This is a genomic window from Phytohabitans rumicis (assembly GCF_011764445.1).
In the GTDB taxonomy this organism is placed as follows: domain Bacteria; phylum Actinomycetota; class Actinomycetes; order Mycobacteriales; family Micromonosporaceae; genus Phytohabitans; species Phytohabitans rumicis.
The window spans coordinates 1,771,622-1,789,009 of record NZ_BLPG01000001.1 but is presented as its reverse complement, the minus strand read 5'-3'; the positions used below and the strand labels follow the sequence as shown (position 1 = coordinate 1,789,009).

The window sequence follows — 17,388 nt, the reverse complement described above, 5'->3', positions numbered from 1 at the left end:
GCCACGGAAAGGGCTTTCCTGGTCGCCGGGAGGCTATCGAAAGGTTTCAATCAAGTCAAGCATGTCGATGGGTAGGGGTCCCTACTCAGGTCGCCCGCGCCGGCTCGGAGGCGATGAAGGAGCTCAACCGGCGGATGCCCTCGTCGATCTCGTCGACCTCCAGGTAGCTGCACGACAGGCGCAGTTGCCGCCGGCCCTCCCCGCCCGGGTAGAAGTAGCTCATCGGGGTCCACAGCACCCGGTGGTCGCGCGCCGAGCGGGTCAGCGCCGCCTCGTCGACCACGAACGGCACGCTCAGCACCAGGAAGAACCCGCCCTCCGGCACGTTCCAGGTCACCCCGGGGTTGGCGCCCAGGTGCCGCCGCAGCGCGTCGAGCAGAGCGTTCAGCCGGTCCCGGTAGCGGCGGATGCGCTCCTCGTTCGCGGTGCGCAGCCGGCAGCCGTACGTCACCAGCATGCCGCCGATCACCGCCTGGGCCAGCGGCGACGTGTTGACCGTGATCATGCTCTTGATCTTGGAGAGCTGGTCGGCGAGCAGGGTCGGTTGGCCGTCCGGCCCGGTGACCGGCTGGTCGGCGATGACGTATCCGACCCGCGCCCCGGGAAAGCACGTCTTGGCGAACGAGCCCAAATACACCACTCGCCGGTCCCGGTCGAGCGCCTTGAGCGTGGGCACCCGTGCCGGCGTACGGGAGAACAGCCCGTACGGGTTGTCCTCGATCACCAGCAGATCTTCTGAAGCGGCGACGGCCAGCAGGTCCCGGCGGGCGGCGACGGGCAGGCGCGTGCCGGACGGGTTGGCGAAGTCCGGCACGACGTACAGCGCCCGCGGTCGCCGGCCGCTGGCCCGGACCCGGGCGGCCGCCGCGCGTACCGCCGCCGGGTCGGTCCCGGCCGGGCCCTCCGGCACGGGCTCGACCGGGACGTCCAGCAGGCGCGCGGCGCCGGTGATGCCGACGTAGCAGGGCGAGGCGACCAGCAGCACATCGGCTGAGTCGCGGATCAGCGCCCGCAGCGCGAGCAGCATCCCCTCTTGCGCGCCGACGGTGACCACCACCGACTCCGGCGACACCTCGATGCCTTCGTCGTTGGCCACCGTAGCGGCGACGAGGTCGTGGATCTGGCCCTTGGTGCGTCCATATTGGAACAACAGGCCACCGACCTGGCGCTGGGACAGGCCGCGATCCCGTTCCAGATGCTTCGCGTACGCGTCGAGGTAGCCGGCGATGACCGTGGTGTCGAAGGGCTCGTCGTACGGCCGGCCGGGCGCGAAGGAGACCGCGTCGGGAAACCGCGCCGTCACCTCGTTGAGGAAGTTCATCGTGTCGAGCAGCGGGTCACTCAGCGAGCCGTGCAGGTCGGTCAGTTGCACGAACAAAACCTCGGATGGAAGGATGTGGATCCGCGAAGGGTGGCTTCCCACACCGTAACGACGACCGCTCCAGGAGTCGTCGAGTCTGGCTGGAGGAGCCGATGCCCCTGCACCCGCAGCTATTGGCCATGCGCGAGCAACGACGCCGCGACGGCACCCGCCCGCTGTACGAGCAGTCGCTCGCCGAGGCGCGCGCGGCCGACCTGGCCGCCATCAAGGCCGACCGTGGCGCCCCATATCCGGTGGGCGAAGTGGTCGACCTGCGCGTCGCGGGCCGCCTCGACGCCCGCCTCTACCGCCCAACTGGTGCGGGGACCAAGCCCGTGCTCGTCTACTTCTTCGGCGGCGGCTGGGTGCTGGGCAGCCTGGAGACCAGCGACGGGATCTGCCGGCGGCTGTGCGCCGACGCGGACTGCGTCGTGCTGTCCGTCGCGTACCGCCTCGCGCCCGAGCATCCGTTTCCGGCGGCCCCACTCGACTGCTACGCCGCGGTGCGCTGGGCAGCGTCCCATGTGGACGGTTTCGGCGGCGACCCGGCGCGCATCTCCGTCGCCGGCGACAGCGCGGGCGGCAACCTCGCCGCCGCGGTCACCCTCCAGGCCCGCGCCGGCGGCCCCGCCCTCGCCAGCCAGGTCCTGGTCTACCCGAACGTCGAGTACGGCGCGGATACCCCGTCGATGCGCGACAACACCGATCCGAGCTTCTTCAACCGCACCTCGGTCGGCTGGTACTGGGGGCACTACCTGGCCCGGCCGGAGGACGGCGCCGATCCGCTCGCCTCGCCGCTGCGGGCCGGGGACCTGAGCGGCCTGCCGCCGGCCCTGATCATCACCGCCGAGTACGACCCGCTGCGCGACGAGGGCGAGCGGTACGCCGACCGGCTGCGCGCCGCGGGCGTACCCGTGGAGTTGGAGCGCTACGACGGCATGACGCATGGTTTCTTCACGATGACCGGCGCGCTGGTCGAGGCTCGGACGGCGACCGCGCGGGTCGCGGAATATCTGCGAAAGTCCTGGGCGAGGGCCGTGAAACAATACCGACCGTGACGGATCTGATCGACGACCTGCAGTGGCGGGGCCTCATCCAGGACTCCACCGACCTCGACGAGCTGCGCGCGCACCTGGCGGCCGGGCCGGCGACGTACTACGTCGGCTTCGACCCCACGGCGGCCAGCCTGCACGTCGGCAACCTGATGCAGGTGGTGACCGCCCGCCGGCTCCAGCTGGCCGGGCACCGCCCGTTGCTGCTGGTCGGCGGGGCGACCGGCCAGATCGGCGACCCCAAGGAGAGCAGCGAGCGGACCCTCAACCCGACCGAGGTCATCGCGGGCTGGGTGGAGCGGATCCGCGCGCAGCTCGCCCCGTTCGTCACCTACACCGGGGAGAACGCCGCGACCCTGGTCAACAACCTGGACTGGACCGGCCCGATGTCGGTCATCGACTTCCTGCGCGACGTCGGCAAGCACTTCCCGGTCAACCGGATGCTCGCCCGCGAGGTGGTCAAGGCCCGCCTGGAGACCGGCATCAGCTACACCGAGTTCAGCTACCAGCTGATGCAGGCGCACGACTACTTCGAGCTGCACCAGCGGCACGGCTGCTCGCTCCAGTTCGGCGGCTCCGACCAGTGGGGCAACATCACCGCGGGGGTCGACTACATCCGCCGGCGCGGTGCCGGGCCGGTGCAGGCGTTCACCACGCCGCTGGTGACCAAGTCGGATGGCACCAAGTTCGGCAAGAGCGAGGGCGGGGCGATCTGGCTCGACCCGGCCATGACCAGCCCGTACGCCTTCTACCAGTTCTGGGTCAACACCGACGACCGGGACATTTCGCGCTACCTGCGGTACTTCAGCTTCCGCACGCACGAAGAGATCCATGCCCTGGAGAAGGAGACCGCCGACCGTCCGGCCGCGCGGGCCGCGCAGCGTGCGCTGGCGGAGGAGCTCACCACTCTGGTGCACGGGGCCGAGGAGACGGCCCAGGTCATCGCCGCGAGCCAGGCGCTGTTCGGGCGGGGTTCGCTGGTCGAGCTGGCGCCGACGACCTTGCGGTCCGCGCTGGTCGAGGCCGGTTTGATCGAGGTACGCGGGGAGTTGCCACCCGTCGCGGCGATGCTGCGCGACACGGGGCTGGTGTCGAGCCTGAACGAGGCACGGCGGGCGATCGCCGAAGGCGGTGCGTACGTCAACAACGAACGGGTGACGGACGGTGAGGCCACGGTGGCGCAGGAGTCGCTTCTGCACGGCCGGTTCCTGGTGCTGCGCCGGGGCAAGCGCACGTTCGCGGGCGTTGAGCAGGTGGAATAGCCCTGCGTTGATCATGTGACGGGGAACAAGTCACGCCGATTTGACGCTGCCCCTCCTGTCCCCGTAACTTTCTCCATGCCCAGGGCGGTGCGGGAAGCCAAATTTGGCAGACGCGAAACCGACCGGGTACATTGAACGGCCGGCAGGGCACCGGGCGCGCGTGCGGGTTCACTCGCAGGCGGCCGGCCTGCCAATCCCTTGATCGAACACGGTGGCTTGCTGCTGTGCGCGTGTAGGGACAATCTGGTCTTTCGACCTACAAACCGGGTCACACCGGTTTGACGGGGACGAAGCGGTCAGGTAGAGTAAAACGAGTGCCCCACGGACCGGGGCCCTCGCGGGGGATCTGGTCGGTGGTGTGTGTTTGTTCTTTGAGAACTCAACAGGGTGCTTTTATAGCCAGTGCCAAGTTTGTTTGATACCCCGTCGGGTGTCCGGGCTTTAGGGTTTGGATGCTCGTGGGATTCCTTTGGCAACACTTTTGTTGCCGGGACATTTTTTTCAACAGGTTTTTGTTGGAGAGTTTGATCCTGGCTCAGGACGAACGCTGGCGGCGTGCTTAACACATGCAAGTCGAGCGGAAAGGCCCTTCGGGGTACTCGAGCGGCGAACGGGTGAGTAACACGTGAGTAACCTGCCCTTCACTTTGGGATAACCCTCGGAAACGGGGGCTAATACCGGATATTTACTTCCTGTCGCATGGCGGGTTGTGGAAAGTTTTTCGGTGGGGGATGGGCTCGCGGCCTATCAGCTTGTTGGTGGGGTGATGGCCTACCAAGGCGACGACGGGTAGCCGGCCTGAGAGGGCGACCGGCCACACTGGGACTGAGACACGGCCCAGACTCCTACGGGAGGCAGCAGTGGGGAATATTGCACAATGGGCGGAAGCCTGATGCAGCGACGCCGCGTGAGGGATGACGGCCTTCGGGTTGTAAACCTCTTTCAGCAGGGACGAAGCGTAAGTGACGGTACCTGCAGAAGAAGCGCCGGCCAACTACGTGCCAGCAGCCGCGGTAAGACGTAGGGCGCGAGCGTTGTCCGGATTTATTGGGCGTAAAGAGCTCGTAGGCGGCTTGTCGCGTCGACTGTGAAATCCCGTGGCTCAACTGCGGGTCTGCAGTCGATACGGGCAGGCTAGAGTTCGGTAGGGGAGACTGGAATTCCTGGTGTAGCGGTGAAATGCGCAGATATCAGGAGGAACACCGGTGGCGAAGGCGGGTCTCTGGGCCGATACTGACGCTGAGGAGCGAAAGCGTGGGGAGCGAACAGGATTAGATACCCTGGTAGTCCACGCTGTAAACGTTGGGCGCTAGGTGTGGGGGGCCTCTCCGGTTCTCTGTGCCGCAGCTAACGCATTAAGCGCCCCGCCTGGGGAGTACGGCCGCAAGGCTAAAACTCAAAGGAATTGACGGGGGCCCGCACAAGCGGCGGAGCATGCGGATTAATTCGATGCAACGCGAAGAACCTTACCTGGGTTTGACATCGCCGGAAATCTCGCAGAGATGCGGGGTCCTTCGGGGCCGGTGACAGGTGGTGCATGGCTGTCGTCAGCTCGTGTCGTGAGATGTTGGGTTAAGTCCCGCAACGAGCGCAACCCTCGTTCGATGTTGCCAGCGGGTTATGCCGGGGACTCATCGAAGACTGCCGGGGTCAACTCGGAGGAAGGTGGGGATGACGTCAAGTCATCATGCCCCTTATGTCCAGGGCTTCACGCATGCTACAATGGCCGGTACAAAGGGCTGCGATACCGTGAGGTGGAGCGAATCCCAAAAAGCCGGTCTCAGTTCGGATCGGGGTCTGCAACTCGACCCCGTGAAGTCGGAGTCGCTAGTAATCGCAGATCAGCAACGCTGCGGTGAATACGTTCCCGGGCCTTGTACACACCGCCCGTCACGTCACGAAAGTCGGCAACACCCGAAGCCGGTGGCCCAACCCCTTGTGGGAGGGAGCCGTCGAAGGTGGGGCTGGCGATTGGGACGAAGTCGTAACAAGGTAGCCGTACCGGAAGGTGCGGCTGGATCACCTCCTTTCTAAGGAGCACCATCCTGCTGTAATGGTGGGTATGGAGCCCGCACTGCCCAGTTGTGTGGTGGTGGGGTGCTCATTGGCGGAGACACTGGTGAAGACTGCGGCCGGCAACGGCCAACCTTCTTAGTACTGCAGCTGGTCTTCGGGCCGGAGGTGTGGAACGGGTTGGGGTTGGTGCGGCTGGTGGTGGTCGGGAAAGCATCCTGTTGGGTCCTGAGGGAACAAGCCGCATGGTTTGGGTTTCTCTAGGGCTAGTTGCCAGGCATGGCCTGCCTTGTCATACCGGATCGCATGTTTCCCCTGGTGGGGGTGTGTGTGGTGGCTGGTGGTGGGGTGTGGGGTTGTGGGTTGGTTGTTTGTTGAGATTTGCATAGTGGACGCGAGCATCTTTGTGGTCAAGTTGTCAAGGGCGAACGGTGGATGCCTTGGCACCAGGAGCCGATGAAGGACGTGGGAGGCCGCGATAGGCCTGGGGGAGCTGTCAACCGAGCTGTGATCCCAGGGTGTCCGAATGGGGTAACCCGGCACCAGTTATGTGGTGTCACCTGCACCTGAATGCATAGGGTGTATGGAGGGAACGCGGGGAAGTGAAACATCTCAGTACCCGCAGGAAGAGAAAACAATTGTGATTCCGTGAGTAGTGGCGAGCGAAAGCGGATTTAGGCTAAACCGGTGGCGTGTGATACCTGTCAGGGGTTGCGTTGCCGGGGTTGTGGGACCCTACGTGTTGATCTGACAGTCAACGAAGAAGTTACAAAAATAGTTGCTAGTCGAATGGTATGGAAAGGCCATCCGTAGACGGTGATAGGCCGGTAGGCGAAAGCAGCTGTTCTTCTGTGGGTGTTCCCGAGTAGCGGCGAACTCGTGGAATTTGCCGTGAATCTGCCAGGACCACCTGGTAAGCCTGAATACTCCCTGGTGACCGATAGCGGACGAGTACCGTGAGGGAATGGTGAAAAGTACCCCGGGAGGGGAGTGAAATAGTACCTGAAACCGTTCGCCTACAATCCGTCGGAGCTGAGGTTCGTAAGAATCAAGGTGACGGCGTGCCTTTTGAAGAATGAGCCTGCGAGTTAGTGGCATGTGGCGAGGTTAACCCGTGTGGGGTAGCCGTAGCGAAAGCGAGTCTGAAGAGGGCGTTGAGTCGCATGTTCTAGACCCGAAGCGGAGTGATCTAGCCATGGGCAGGCTGAAGCGCGGGTAAGACCGTGTGGAGGGCCGAACCCACCAACGTTGAAAAGTTGGGGGATGACCTGTGGTTAGGGGTGAAAGGCCAATCAAACTCCGTGATAGCTGGTTCTCCCCGAAATGCATTTAGGTGCAGCGTTGCGTGTTTCTTGCCGGAGGTAGAGCACTGGATGGTCTAGGGGCCCTACAAGGTTACCGAAATCAGCTAAACTCCGAATGCCGGTAAGTGAGAGCGCGGCAGTGAGACTGCGGGGGATAAGCTTCGTAGTCGAGAGGGAAACAGCCCAGATCACCAGCTAAGGCCCCTAAGCGTGTGCTAAGTGGAAAAGGATGTGGAGTCGCTTAGACAACCAGGAGGTTGGCTTAGAAGCAGCCATCCTTTAAAGAGTGCGTAATAGCTCACTGGTCAAGTGGTTCCGCGCCGACAATGTAGCGGGGCTCAAGTACACCGCCGAAGCTGTGGCATTCACATATTAACCCGGTGTTTCTCCTTGAGAGAGGCATCTAGGTGTGTGGATGGGTAGGGGAGCGTCGTGCAGCGGGTGAAGCAGCGGGGTGACCCAGTTGTGGACGCTGTGCGAGTGAGAATGCAGGCATGAGTAGCGAGAGAAGGGTGAGAAACCCTTCCGCCGGATGACCAAGGGTTCCAGGGCCAGGCTATTCCGCCCTGGGTGAGTCGGGGCCTAAGGCGAGGCCGAGAGGCGTAGTCGATGGACAACGGGTTGATATTCCCGTACCCGCGAAGGAACGCCCATGATGAACCTATCTGTGCTAACTGTCCGCTCAGGGGGATCCTTCGGGTGAACCGGAAAGTGCACAGGAACCTGGGTGGTAGTAGTCAAGCGATGGGGTGACGCAGGAAGGTAGCTGATCCCGGCCGGTGGTTGTGCCGGGGTAAGCGTGTAGGCCGTGCCATAGGTAAATCCGTGGCGCATTGAGGCTGAGACGTGATGCCGAGCCGATTCAGGTGAAGTCAGTGATCCTATGCTGCCGAGAAAAGCCTCTAGCGAGTTCCGAGCGGCCCGTACCCTAAACCGACACAGGTGGTCAGGTAGAGAATACCGAGGCGTTCGGGTGAACTGTGGTTAAGGAACTCGGCAAATTGCCCCCGTAACTTAGGGAGAAGGGGGGCCGGACGCGTGAAGCCCCTTGCGGGTGGAGCGTGGTATGGCCGCAGAGAGCAGGGGGAAGCGACTGTTTACTAAAAACACAGGTCCATGCGAAGTCGTAAGACGCTGTATATGGACTGACGCCTGCCCGGTGCTGGAACGTTAAGGGGACCGGTTAGTCTTTCGGGGCGAAGCTGAGAACTTAAGCGCCAGTAAACGGCGGTGGTAACTATAACCATCCTAAGGTAGCGAAATTCCTTGTCGGGTAAGTTCCGACCTGCACGAATGGCGTAACGACTTCCCCACTGTCTCAACCACAGGCCCGGCGAAATTGCATTACGAGTAAAGATGCTCGTTACGCGCGGCAGGACGGAAAGACCCCGGGACCTTTACTATAGCTTGACATTGGTATCCGAACTGGATTGTGTAGGATAGGTGGGAGACTGTGAAGCTGGCACGCCAGTGTCGGTGGAGTCATTGTTGAAATACCACTCTGTTGAGTTTGGGTATCTAACCTTGGGCCCTGATCGGGTTTAGGGACAGTGTCTGGTGGGTAGTTTAACTGGGGCGGTTGCCTCCCAAAAGGTAACGGAGGCGCCCAAAGGTTCCCTCAGCCTGGTTGGCAATCAGGTGTTGAGTGTAAGTGCACAAGGGAGCTTGACTGTGAGACTGACGGGTCGAGCAGGGACGAAAGTCGGGACTAGTGATCCGGCACTTGCGAGTGGAAGCGGTGTCGCTCAACGGATAAAAGGTACCCCGGGGATAACAGGCTGATCTTCCCCAAGAGTCCATATCGACGGGATGGTTTGGCACCTCGATGTCGGCTCGTCGCATCCTGGGGCTGTAGCAGGTCCCAAGGGTTGGGCTGTTCGCCCATTAAAGCGGTACGCGAGCTGGGTTTAGAACGTCGTGAGACAGTTCGGTCCCTATCCGCCGTGCGCGTAGGATACTTGAGAAGGGCTGTCCCTAGTACGAGAGGACCGGGACGGACGAACCTCTGGTGTGCCAGTTGTCCCGCCAGGGGCATGGCTGGTTGGCTACGTTCGGAAGGGATAACCGCTGAAAGCATCTAAGCGGGAAGCCTGCTTCAAGATGAGGTATCCCACCCCTTTGTGGGTTAAGGCCCCCAATAGACGATTGGGTTGATAGGCCAGATATGTAAGCCTGGTAACAGGTTGAGTTGACTGGTACTAATAGGCCGAGGACTTGACCACAAATAAGCTACGCGTCCACTATGCGATTCTGAACAAGCAACCACCATTGTTGGTTGATAGTTCGATAGTGTTTCGGCGGTCATGGCGGAGGGGAAACGCCCGGTAACATTCCGAACCCGGAAGCTAAGCCCTCCAGCGCCGATGGTACTGCACCCGGGAGGGTGTGGGAGAGTAGGACACCGCCGGACTTCTTTCAGTGAGGGCCACCCCGACGGGGTGGCCCTCACTGCGTACAGGGAGGATGTACCCGTGAGCCCAGAACCGCGCGACGGCGACCCGCGTTACGGTCGCGACCGCGACGAGGAAGGCCGCGGACGTCGCTCCGGCGACCGGGACGACCGCGGCCAAGGCGGCGGCCGTCCCAGCGAGCGCGGCTACCAGCGCGGCGGCGACGACCGCGGCGGCTTCCGGCGAGACGGCGACCGCGCCCCCCGGCGGGACGGTGACGACCGCGGCTCTCGCGGCGGTGCTCCGCGCGACGGTGGCGGCGGTTTCCGTGGCGGCGCGCCCCGGGAGGGCGGCTACCGCGGCGGCGACTCGCGGGAGGGCGGCTACCGCGGCGGTCCGCGCGACAGCGGATCCCGCGACCGGGCTCCGCGCGAAGGCGGCTACCGCGGCGGCGGGTACGGCGACCGGGACAACCGGGGCTACGGCGACCGGGACAGCGGGCGCGGCTACCAGCGCGGCGGCGACGACCGCGGTGGCTTCCGCAGCGGCGGCGCGCCCCGCGAAGGCGGCTACCGCAGCGGTCCGCGTGACGGCGGCGCCCCCCGAGAGGGCGGCTACCGCGGCGGCGCTCCGCGTGACGGCGGCTCCCGCGAAGGTGGTTTCCGTAGCGGTCCGCGCGATGGCGGCGGTTCCCGCGAGGGTGGCTTCCGTAGCGGTCCGCGCGATGGCGGCGGTTCCCGCGAAGGCGGCTACCGCAGTGGCCCGCGCGAGGGTGGCTTCCGTAGCGGTCCGCGCGATGGCGGCGGTTCCCGCGAAGGCGGCTACCGCAGTGGCCCGCGCGAGGGTGGCTTCCGTAGCGGTCCGCGCGATGGCGGCGGTTCCCGCGAAGGCGGCTACCGCAGTGGCCCGCGCGAGGGTGGCTTCCGTAGCGGTCCGCGCGATGGCGGCGGTTCCCGCGAGGGTGGCTTCCGTAGCGGCCCGCGTGACGGCGGCGGTTCCCGCGAAGGCGGCTACCGCAGTGGCCCGCGCGATGGCGGCGGTTCCCGCGAGGGTGGTTACCGTAGTGGCCCGCGCGATGGCGGCGCCCCCGAGAGGGCGGCTACCGCGGCGGCGCTCCGCGTGAGGGTGGTTTCCGCGAGGGCGGTTACCGTAGCGGTCCGCGGGACGGCGGCGGTTCCCGCGAGGGCGGTTACCGCAGTGGTCCGCGGGACGGCGGCGGTTCCCGCGAAGGTGGCTACCGTAGCGGTCCGCGGGACGCCGGCGGCTCGCGTGAGGGCGGTTACCGCAGTGGTCCGCGGGACGGCGGCTTCCGGGGCAGCGGCCCGCGCGAGGGTGGCGGTTTCCGGGGCGGTCCGCGTGACAGCGGTCCGCGTGACGGCGGGTTCCGTGGCGGCCCACGGGACGGCGGTTCCCGCGAAGGCGGCGGCTTCCGTGGCGGCGCCCCCCGTGAGGGTGGCTACCGTGGCGGTCCCCGGGACGGTGCACCGCGCGAGGGTGGCTACCGCGAGGGAGGCTTCCGCAGCGGCGCTCCCCGTGAGGGTGGCTACCGTGGCGGCGGTTCCCGCGACGGTGGTGGCTCGCGCGGGTTCGGGCGGGACCGGGACGACCGCGGTCCGCGCCGGGACGACCGTGACGGCGGCTACCGCGACGCGGGGCCACGCAGCGACCGGGACCGGGACACCCGGCCGGCGTCGGGTGACCGGGGCGGTCGGGACTTCCGCGGTCGCCCGCGCGACGACGACCGTACCCCCGTGAGCGCTGGGCGGATCGCGACCGCGGCCCGCGCCGCGACCGGGACGAGTGGGTGGACGACCGGACCGGGCCGGGCGAGCTCGCCGGCCAGGCCGAGCCGCAGGACGGCGAGGAGTCGACGGCGTACGACCGCGGGGACGGGGTCGACGCCGGCGAGATGGTGGAGCGCGGCGAGCGGCGTACGGCGCCTGAGCTGCCGGACGACATCGTCGCGACCGACCTGGACGGCGACGTGCGGGCCGAGCTGCTCTCGCTCGCCCGGCCGGTGGCCGACACGGTTGCCCGGCACCTGGTGGCCGCCGGTCAGCTGATCGACGACGACCCGGAAGAGGCCATGGCACACGCGCTGGCCGCGCGCCGGCTCGCCTCGCGGATCTCCGCGGTGCGCGAGGCGGTCGGGCTGGCGGCGTACGCCGTCGGGGAGTGGCAGACCGCGATCGCCGAGCTGCGTACGTACCACCGGATGAGCGGCAAGCAGACGCACCTCGCGGTGCTGGCCGACTGCGAGCGAGCGCTGGGACGGCCGGAGCGGGCGATCGACATCTACCGGGCCGCGGACAAGGCCGCGCTGGAGCCGGCCGAGGCGATCGAGCTGCTCATCGTGGCCGCGGGTGCGCGTAGCGACCTGGGCCAGCGCGACGCCGCCGTGGCGATGCTGCAGGTGCGCGAGCTGGCCGGCGAGGCCACCGAGCCGTGGGCCGCGCGCCTGCGGTACGCGTACGCCGACTCGCTGCTCAGCGTCGGGCGGCGTGAGGAGGCCCGGGAGTGGTTCGCCCGGGCGGCGGAGGCCGATCCGGAGCAGGACACCGACGCGGCCGAGCGGATGCTGGAGCTTGACGGCGTCGTCATCGAGGGCGACGAGGAGAAGGACGACCTCGTGGAGGACGTCGCCGCGCAGGTGGACGCTTCCGAGCAGGAGGACGACGCACCCGAGGAGGACGCCGTCGCGGACGAGGGCGTCATCGAGGCGAAGGACGTCGAGGAAGACGACGACGTCGAGGACGACGACGAGGAAGACGACGACGTCGAAGACAAGGACGCCGAGGAGAAGGACGCCGAGGAGAAGGACGCGGAACCGGAGTCGTGACCAAGCGCCTCGTCGACGCGTACGACCTGGTCATCTTCGACCTGGACGGCGTGGTTTACCTGATCGACCGGCCGATCCCGGGCGCCGTGGAGGCGGTGGGAGAGCTGCACCGGGCGGGCGTCGCGCTGGCGTACGCCACCAACAACGCCTCCCGCCGCTCGGGTGAGGTCGCGAACCTGTTAACGGGCCTTGGCGTACCCGCTGAAGCTGATGAAGTGATCACCTCGGCGGGCGCGGCGGCGGCTGTTTTGTCCGAGAGATTGTCGCCTGGATCCAAAATCCTGGTGGTGGGTGCCGAGGCGCTGCGCGCCGAGGTGCGCGAGGCGGGCCTGGTGCCGGTGTCGCTGGCGCAGGATGGGCCGGCGGCGGTGGTGCAGGGGTATGGGCCGCAGGTGGGCTGGGCTGACCTGGCCGAGGCGGCGGTGGCGATCCGCGGCGGCGCGCTGTGGATGGCGACGAACACGGACCGGACGCTGCCGAGCCCGCGCGGCCCGCTGCCGGGCAACGGGTCGCTGGTGGCGGCGCTGCGTACGGCGCTGGACCGGGAGCCGGACGTGGTGGTCGGCAAGCCGGAGCCGGGGCTGTTCGTGACGGCGGCGCGCCGGGTGGGGGCGCAGCGGCCGCTGGTCGTCGGGGACCGGCTCGACACCGACATCGAGGGCGCCAACCGGGCCGGCATGGACAGCCTGCTGGTGCTGACCGGCGTGAGCGGCCCGCGCGACCTGCTGGCGGCGTCGCCGGAGCGCCGGCCGACGTATGCGGCGGCGGACCTGGCCGGGCTGTTCGAAGTGGACGATGCGGTGCGGGTGCCGCCGGTGGACGTGGCCGGGTGGAGCCTGGCGGACGGGCCGGCGCCGCGCCTGGACGGTGCGGGGTCGACCGTCGACGCGCTGCGGCTGCTGTGCGGGATGGCCTGGTCCGGCGGCGACGTGGCGGCGCTGACCGCGCAGTCGTCGGCGGCGCGGGACGCGCTGCACGCCCTCGACCTGCTGGGTTGATCAGCGCTCTACAGGAGCTTGCGGAGTTTTAGCAGGTCGAAGGGGCTCGCCTTGAGAGAGACCCGGCGCGCGGCCATCGCCTGGGGCAGCGCCAGCGTGCCGGCGACCAGGGCGAGCAGGTCGTCGCTCGTGGTGATCAGGGCGATCTTGGCGCGCGGGTCGTCGCCGTCCGTGATGTCGAGCAACTGTCCGTTGAGCAGCCGGGCGTGGAAGGCCACCCCCAGATCGGTGATCCGGCAGGCCAGGGTGCGGTCGAGGTCGAGGCGACTGCGGGCGTCTTGGGCGTTGGCGGCCAGCCGTTGTGCCAGCTGCTCCAGCGCCTTGCGGCACTCCTGCTCCGTGGCCACACCAACCTCCTGATCGCGCCTGCGTGGTCCACCGCACGGTACCGCACAGAGGTGGCATGGCGGACCGGTAGCGTATGTGGGTGAACACTCCGTGATGGCGAAAGGAACTGGCATGCAGGAGGCGTGGCGGGCGTATCTGGAGCTGGCCCTCGGGCTCACAGACGCGTCCCGGAAGAAGGCGCAGAAGGTGGCCAAGAAGCTCGTCGGCAAGAGCGGCGCCACCGCGTCGCAGTTGCAGGCGGTGGCCGAGGAACTGGTCTCCACCAGCCTGGCCAACCGGGAGGCGCTGACCAAGCTGGTGCGGTTCGAAGTGGACCGGACGCTGGCGCGGGTCGGTCTGGTCAAGGCCGAGGAGGTCGCCGACCTGACCGCCCGGGTGCGCGACCTGGAGGAGGAGCTGCGGCAGGCCAAGGGCGCCGGCGCGCCGGTGCCGGCCGCCGTCGCCGCGACCGTGGCCGCCGAAGCGGCGGCGCCCGCGAAGAAGGTCACGAAGACGACCGTGGCGAAGAAGACCGTGGCTAAGAAGGCCGTCGCCAAGAAGACGGTGGCCACGAAGGCGTCGCCCGCGCCGGCTGCGGACGCGGCTCCCGAACAGGCTCCGGCCCCCGTCCCGACGCCGACTCCGGAGCACGCGAAGGCGGCGCCCGCCAAGAAGGCCGCGACGCCCCGCACGACGGCGGCCGTGAAGAAGGCCGCGCCCGCCAAGAAGGCGGCGACGCCGCGCAAGAAGGCCGCCCCTCCGGTGGCCGGTGACGCGTGATGCACCCGGTTCCGGGCCCATATCGGCCGCCCGTACCGGAGCCGCCCACTGTGGACAGTGAGGGTTCGTCGGGCCATCCGGCGGTCGACGCGGCGATCCAGGCGCTGTCCAACGCGGCCGACCTGCCGCTGCGCGACCAGATCGCCGAGTACGAGGCCGCGCACCAGACCTTGCAGGAAACCCTCGCCACCATCGACCAGAACTGATGGCACGCCGCGCCCGCCTCGACGCGGAACTCGTCCGCCGTGGCCTGGCCCGCTCGCGTGAGCAGGCCGCCGCGCTGGTCGAGGCCGGGCGGGTGCAGGTGCGTGGCGTACCGGCTCGCAAGGTCGCCGCGATGGTGGACCCGGCCGACGCGGTGCGTGTGGTGGGCGACACCGTCGAGTACGTCTCCCGTGGCGGCCACAAGCTGGCCGGGGCGCTTGCCGCCTTCGCGCCCGACGGGCTGGAGGTGTCCGGCCGGCGGTGCCTCGATGCCGGGGCGTCCACCGGGGGCTTCACCGACGTGCTGCTGCGCGCCGGGGCGGCCGAGGTCGTGGCCGTCGACGTCGGCTACGGCCAGCTCGCCTGGTCGCTGCGCACCGACAGCCGGGTCCGGGTGTTGGAGCGCACCAACGTGCGTACCCTCACCGTGCAGGACATCGGCGGGCCGGTGGCGTTGACGGTGGCCGACCTGTCGTTCATCTCGCTGCGGTTGGTGTTGCCGGCGCTGGCCGGCTGCACGGCGGCGGACGGCGACCTGGCCCTGATGGTCAAGCCGCAGTTCGAGGTGGGCAAGGAGCGGGTCGGCGCCGGTGGCGTGGTGCGCGACCCGGCGGTGCGGGCCGAGGCGGTGCTGGACGTGGCCGCCGCCGCGCGGGAGTTGGGGTTGGGCGTGGCGGGCGTGGCGGCCAGCCCACTGCCCGGCCCGAGCGGAAACGTGGAGTTCTTCCTGTGGCTGCGCCGCGGCGCGCCGGACGTGGACGAGGAGCGGGTGCGGGCGGTGGCGGGAGCCTTTCGCGGGGACGCCTCATGAGCGGGCGGAGCGCGCTGCTGGTGACGCACACCGGGCGGCAGGACAGCACCGACCACGCGCGTACGGTGGCGGCCGACCTGATCGCGGCCGGCTTCGAGGTGCGCGTGGTCGCCGAGGAGGTGGCCGACCTCGGCCTGCCGGAGGTGACGCCGGTGGGCGGGCCCGAGGCGGCCGACGGCGTCGAGATCGTCTTCGCCCTGGGCGGGGACGGCACGTTCCTGCGGGCGGCCGAGCTGGCCCGGCCGGCGGCGGCGCCGCTGCTGGGCATCAACCTCGGCAAGGTCGGTTTCCTGGCCGAGGCGGAGATCCACGACCTGGACCAGGCCGTGCGCGACGTGGTGTCACGGTCGTACACAGTGGACGAACGGCTCACCCTCGACGTGGTGGCCGAAGTGGACGGTGCGCCGATCGCCGAGTCGTGGGCGCTCAACGAGGTGACCGTCGAAAAAGGACAGCGCGCGCACATGCTGGAGCTGCTCGTCGACGTGGACGGCCGGCCGCTGTCCCGGTACGGCTGCGACGGCGTGCTGTGCGCGACCCCGACCGGCTCTACCGCGTACGCGTTCTCCGCCGGGGGACCGGTCGTCTGGCCGGAGGTGGAGGCGCTGCTGCTGGTGCCGATCAGCGCGCACGCGCTCTTCAGCCGGCCGCTCGTCACCGCCCCGACGTCCACCTTCGTGATCACCGTCGACCCGTACACGTCGTTCGCGGCGCTGTGCTGCGACGGGCGGCGGGTCTTCGACCTGCCGCCGGGGGCGCGGGTCACCGTGAAGCGGGGCGAGCTGTCGGTGCGGATCGTCCGGTTGGGCAAGGAGCCGTTCACCGACCGGTTGGTGGCCAAGTTCGCCCTGCCGGTGGGCGGGTGGCGGGGCAATCACAGGCCGTAGGCTGGGTCGCGTGTCCAAGACGCGGCAGGAACGCGATATCGAGCGGGGGGTGCGGGTCAGCACCCTGGAGCTGTTCTTCGATCTCGTCTTCGTCTTCACGCTGACCCAGCTGACCGCCCTGCTCGCCGACGAGCTCACCGTCCGCGGGGCGATCCAGATCACGCTGATGCTCGGCATCGTCCTGTGGATGTACGACGGGTTCGCGTGGCTCACCAACGCGATCGCGCCCACCAGCCGGCTGGTGCGCACGCTGATCCTGATCGCCATGGGCGGCCTGCTGGCGATCGCGCTTTCGATCCCCGACGCGTTCGGCGACGCGGGCTGGGTGTTCGGCCTGGGATACTTCGTCGTCAACGCGGTCCACACCGGACTGTTCATCCACGCGGGCGGTCCGGGCGCGGCACAGGCGATGCTGCGGTTGGCGCCGGTGAACCTGACCAGCGCGACGCTGGTGCTGGTCGGTGGGTTCCTGCCGGGCAACTGGCGGTACGCCGCGTGGGCGCTGGCGTTGCTGCTGGACGGGGTGGCGCCGTACGTGCGGCCGATCGGCGGATTCACCATCTCGCCGGCCCACTTCGTGGAGCGGCACGGGCTGCTCGTCATCATCGCGCTCGGCGAGTCGGTGGTGGCCATCGGCGTGGGCGCCGCCGGGCTCGAGCTCGACCTGGCGCTGGTGACCGTGGCCGCGCTGGGACTGACTCTGTCGTACTTCATGTGGTGGGTCTACTTCGGAGACGGCGAGGCACCCGCTGAGCGGGCACTCAGCGCGGTCCCACGGGAGCGGCGGGCGTTGGTGGCGGTCCGGGCGTACGGGTACGCGCACGCGCTGCTCCTGCTGGGCATCGTGGTCGCGGCGGCCGGGGTGAAGAAGGTGATGGGGCACGCCGGCGACGAGCTGAAACTCGCCGAGGCGATCGCGCTCGCCGGTGGTCTCACGCTGTACCTGCTCGGCGATGTGGCGTTCCGGCTGGCGCTGGGGCTGGGGCGGCTGCGCTTCCGGATAGCCGGCGCGCTGGTGGCGCTCGCGACGATCCCGCTGGGCATGGTGGTGGCGGCCGGCCAGCTGGTGGCCCTCATCGTGGTCCTGTTCGTGATGTTCGTGGTCGAGGCCGTCGCCTTCGGGTTGGACCTGCGCGGGCGGATGCCCGTCTGAGCCGGGGT

The 17,388-nt window shown here is 68.0% G+C and carries 11 protein-coding genes and 3 rRNA genes; 12 read left to right on the top strand and 2 right to left on the bottom strand.

Annotated elements, in window-relative coordinates; genetic code table 11:
- Positions 1 to 85: 85 nt before the first annotated feature.
- Positions 86 to 1,321, bottom strand: a complete 1,236-nt coding sequence (locus Prum_RS07425) for an aminotransferase-like domain-containing protein (protein ID WP_173083493.1) — start codon at positions 1,319 to 1,321, stop codon at positions 86 to 88.
- Positions 1,322 to 1,473: 152 nt separating this feature from the next.
- Here Prum_RS07425 and lipP1 point away from each other — a divergent pair, with 152 nt between their 5' ends.
- From lipP1 to Prum_RS07390, 7 genes are all read left to right on the top strand, one after another.
- A complete protein-coding gene (lipP1, locus tag Prum_RS07420; RefSeq protein WP_173075089.1) occupies positions 1,474 to 2,418 on the top strand; it encodes a LipP1 family hormone-sensitive lipase in 945 nt (314 codons plus the stop codon).
- Entirely contained in the window at positions 2,415 to 3,674 is a 1,260-nt protein-coding gene (tyrS, locus tag Prum_RS07415; protein ID WP_246277718.1) for a tyrosine--tRNA ligase, read from the top strand. Before lipP1 ends, tyrS begins: the two co-directional genes overlap by 4 nt.
- A 512-nt stretch (positions 3,675 to 4,186) precedes the next feature.
- Positions 4,187 to 5,704, top strand: a 16S ribosomal RNA gene (locus Prum_RS07410).
- 391 nt (positions 5,705 to 6,095) lie between these two features.
- Positions 6,096 to 9,213, top strand: a 23S ribosomal RNA gene (locus Prum_RS07405).
- Positions 9,214 to 9,284: 71 nt separating this feature from the next.
- A 5S ribosomal RNA gene (gene rrf / locus Prum_RS07400) occupies positions 9,285 to 9,401 on the top strand.
- Together the 16S, 23S and 5S rRNA genes form the textbook arrangement of a ribosomal RNA operon.
- Positions 9,402 to 11,467: 2,066 nt before the next feature.
- Entirely contained in the window at positions 11,468 to 12,220 is a 753-nt protein-coding gene (locus Prum_RS07395) for a tetratricopeptide repeat protein (protein WP_246278536.1), read from the top strand.
- Complete coding sequence (locus tag Prum_RS07390) at positions 12,217 to 13,218, top strand: HAD-IIA family hydrolase (protein ID WP_173075087.1); 1,002 nt, start codon at positions 12,217 to 12,219, stop codon at positions 13,216 to 13,218. The genes Prum_RS07395 and Prum_RS07390 overlap by 4 nt, the downstream gene beginning before the upstream one ends.
- 8 nt (positions 13,219 to 13,226) lie before the next feature.
- On the opposite strand, the gene Prum_RS07385 is transcribed toward Prum_RS07390, so the two are convergent.
- On the bottom strand, positions 13,227 to 13,565 hold the full coding sequence (locus Prum_RS07385; protein ID WP_173075085.1) for an alkyl sulfatase C-terminal domain-containing protein: 339 nt from the start codon (positions 13,563 to 13,565) through the stop codon (positions 13,227 to 13,229).
- Positions 13,566 to 13,677: 112 nt separating this feature from the next.
- Here Prum_RS07385 and Prum_RS07380 point away from each other — a divergent pair, with 112 nt between their 5' ends.
- From Prum_RS07380 to Prum_RS07360, 5 genes are read left to right on the top strand one after another with little or no spacing between them, the layout of a single operon-like run.
- Positions 13,678 to 14,325: a phasin family protein gene (locus Prum_RS07380; RefSeq protein WP_246277717.1), complete on the top strand. Its 648-nt coding sequence runs from the start codon at positions 13,678 to 13,680 to the stop codon at positions 14,323 to 14,325.
- On the top strand, positions 14,325 to 14,531 hold the full coding sequence (locus tag Prum_RS07375; RefSeq protein WP_173072725.1) for a hypothetical protein: 207 nt from the start codon (positions 14,325 to 14,327) through the stop codon (positions 14,529 to 14,531). Before Prum_RS07380 ends, Prum_RS07375 begins: the two co-directional genes overlap by 1 nt.
- Positions 14,531 to 15,340, top strand: coding sequence for a TlyA family RNA methyltransferase (locus Prum_RS07370; protein WP_173075083.1), 810 nt, complete (start codon positions 14,531 to 14,533; stop codon positions 15,338 to 15,340). The genes Prum_RS07375 and Prum_RS07370 overlap by 1 nt, the downstream gene beginning before the upstream one ends.
- Positions 15,337 to 16,227, top strand: a complete 891-nt coding sequence (locus Prum_RS07365; protein ID WP_173075081.1) for an NAD kinase — start codon at positions 15,337 to 15,339, stop codon at positions 16,225 to 16,227. Before Prum_RS07370 ends, Prum_RS07365 begins: the two co-directional genes overlap by 4 nt.
- 10 nt (positions 16,228 to 16,237) lie before the next feature.
- On the top strand, positions 16,238 to 17,380 hold the full coding sequence (locus Prum_RS07360; protein WP_246277716.1) for a low temperature requirement protein A: 1,143 nt from the start codon (positions 16,238 to 16,240) through the stop codon (positions 17,378 to 17,380).
- The last annotated feature ends 8 nt before the right edge of the window (positions 17,381 to 17,388 follow it).

Bases quoted from the DNA above. Each gene is read 5' to 3' on its own strand.
- Prum_RS07425 (WP_173083493.1), bottom strand. From the start codon at position 1,321: ATGAACTTCCTCAACGAGGTGACGGCGCGGTTTCCCGACGCGGTCTCC.
- lipP1 (WP_173075089.1), top strand. From the start codon at position 1,474: ATGCCCCTGCACCCGCAGCTATTGGCCATGCGCGAGCAACGACGCCGC.
- Prum_RS07395 (WP_246278536.1), top strand. From the start codon at position 11,468: ATGGCACACGCGCTGGCCGCGCGCCGGCTCGCCTCGCGGATCTCCGCG.
- Prum_RS07380 (WP_246277717.1), top strand. From the start codon at position 13,678: ATGCAGGAGGCGTGGCGGGCGTATCTGGAGCTGGCCCTCGGGCTCACA.
- Prum_RS07375 (WP_173072725.1), top strand. From the start codon at position 14,325: ATGCACCCGGTTCCGGGCCCATATCGGCCGCCCGTACCGGAGCCGCCC.
- Prum_RS07370 (WP_173075083.1), top strand. From the start codon at position 14,531: ATGGCACGCCGCGCCCGCCTCGACGCGGAACTCGTCCGCCGTGGCCTG.
- Prum_RS07365 (WP_173075081.1), top strand. From the start codon at position 15,337: ATGAGCGGGCGGAGCGCGCTGCTGGTGACGCACACCGGGCGGCAGGAC.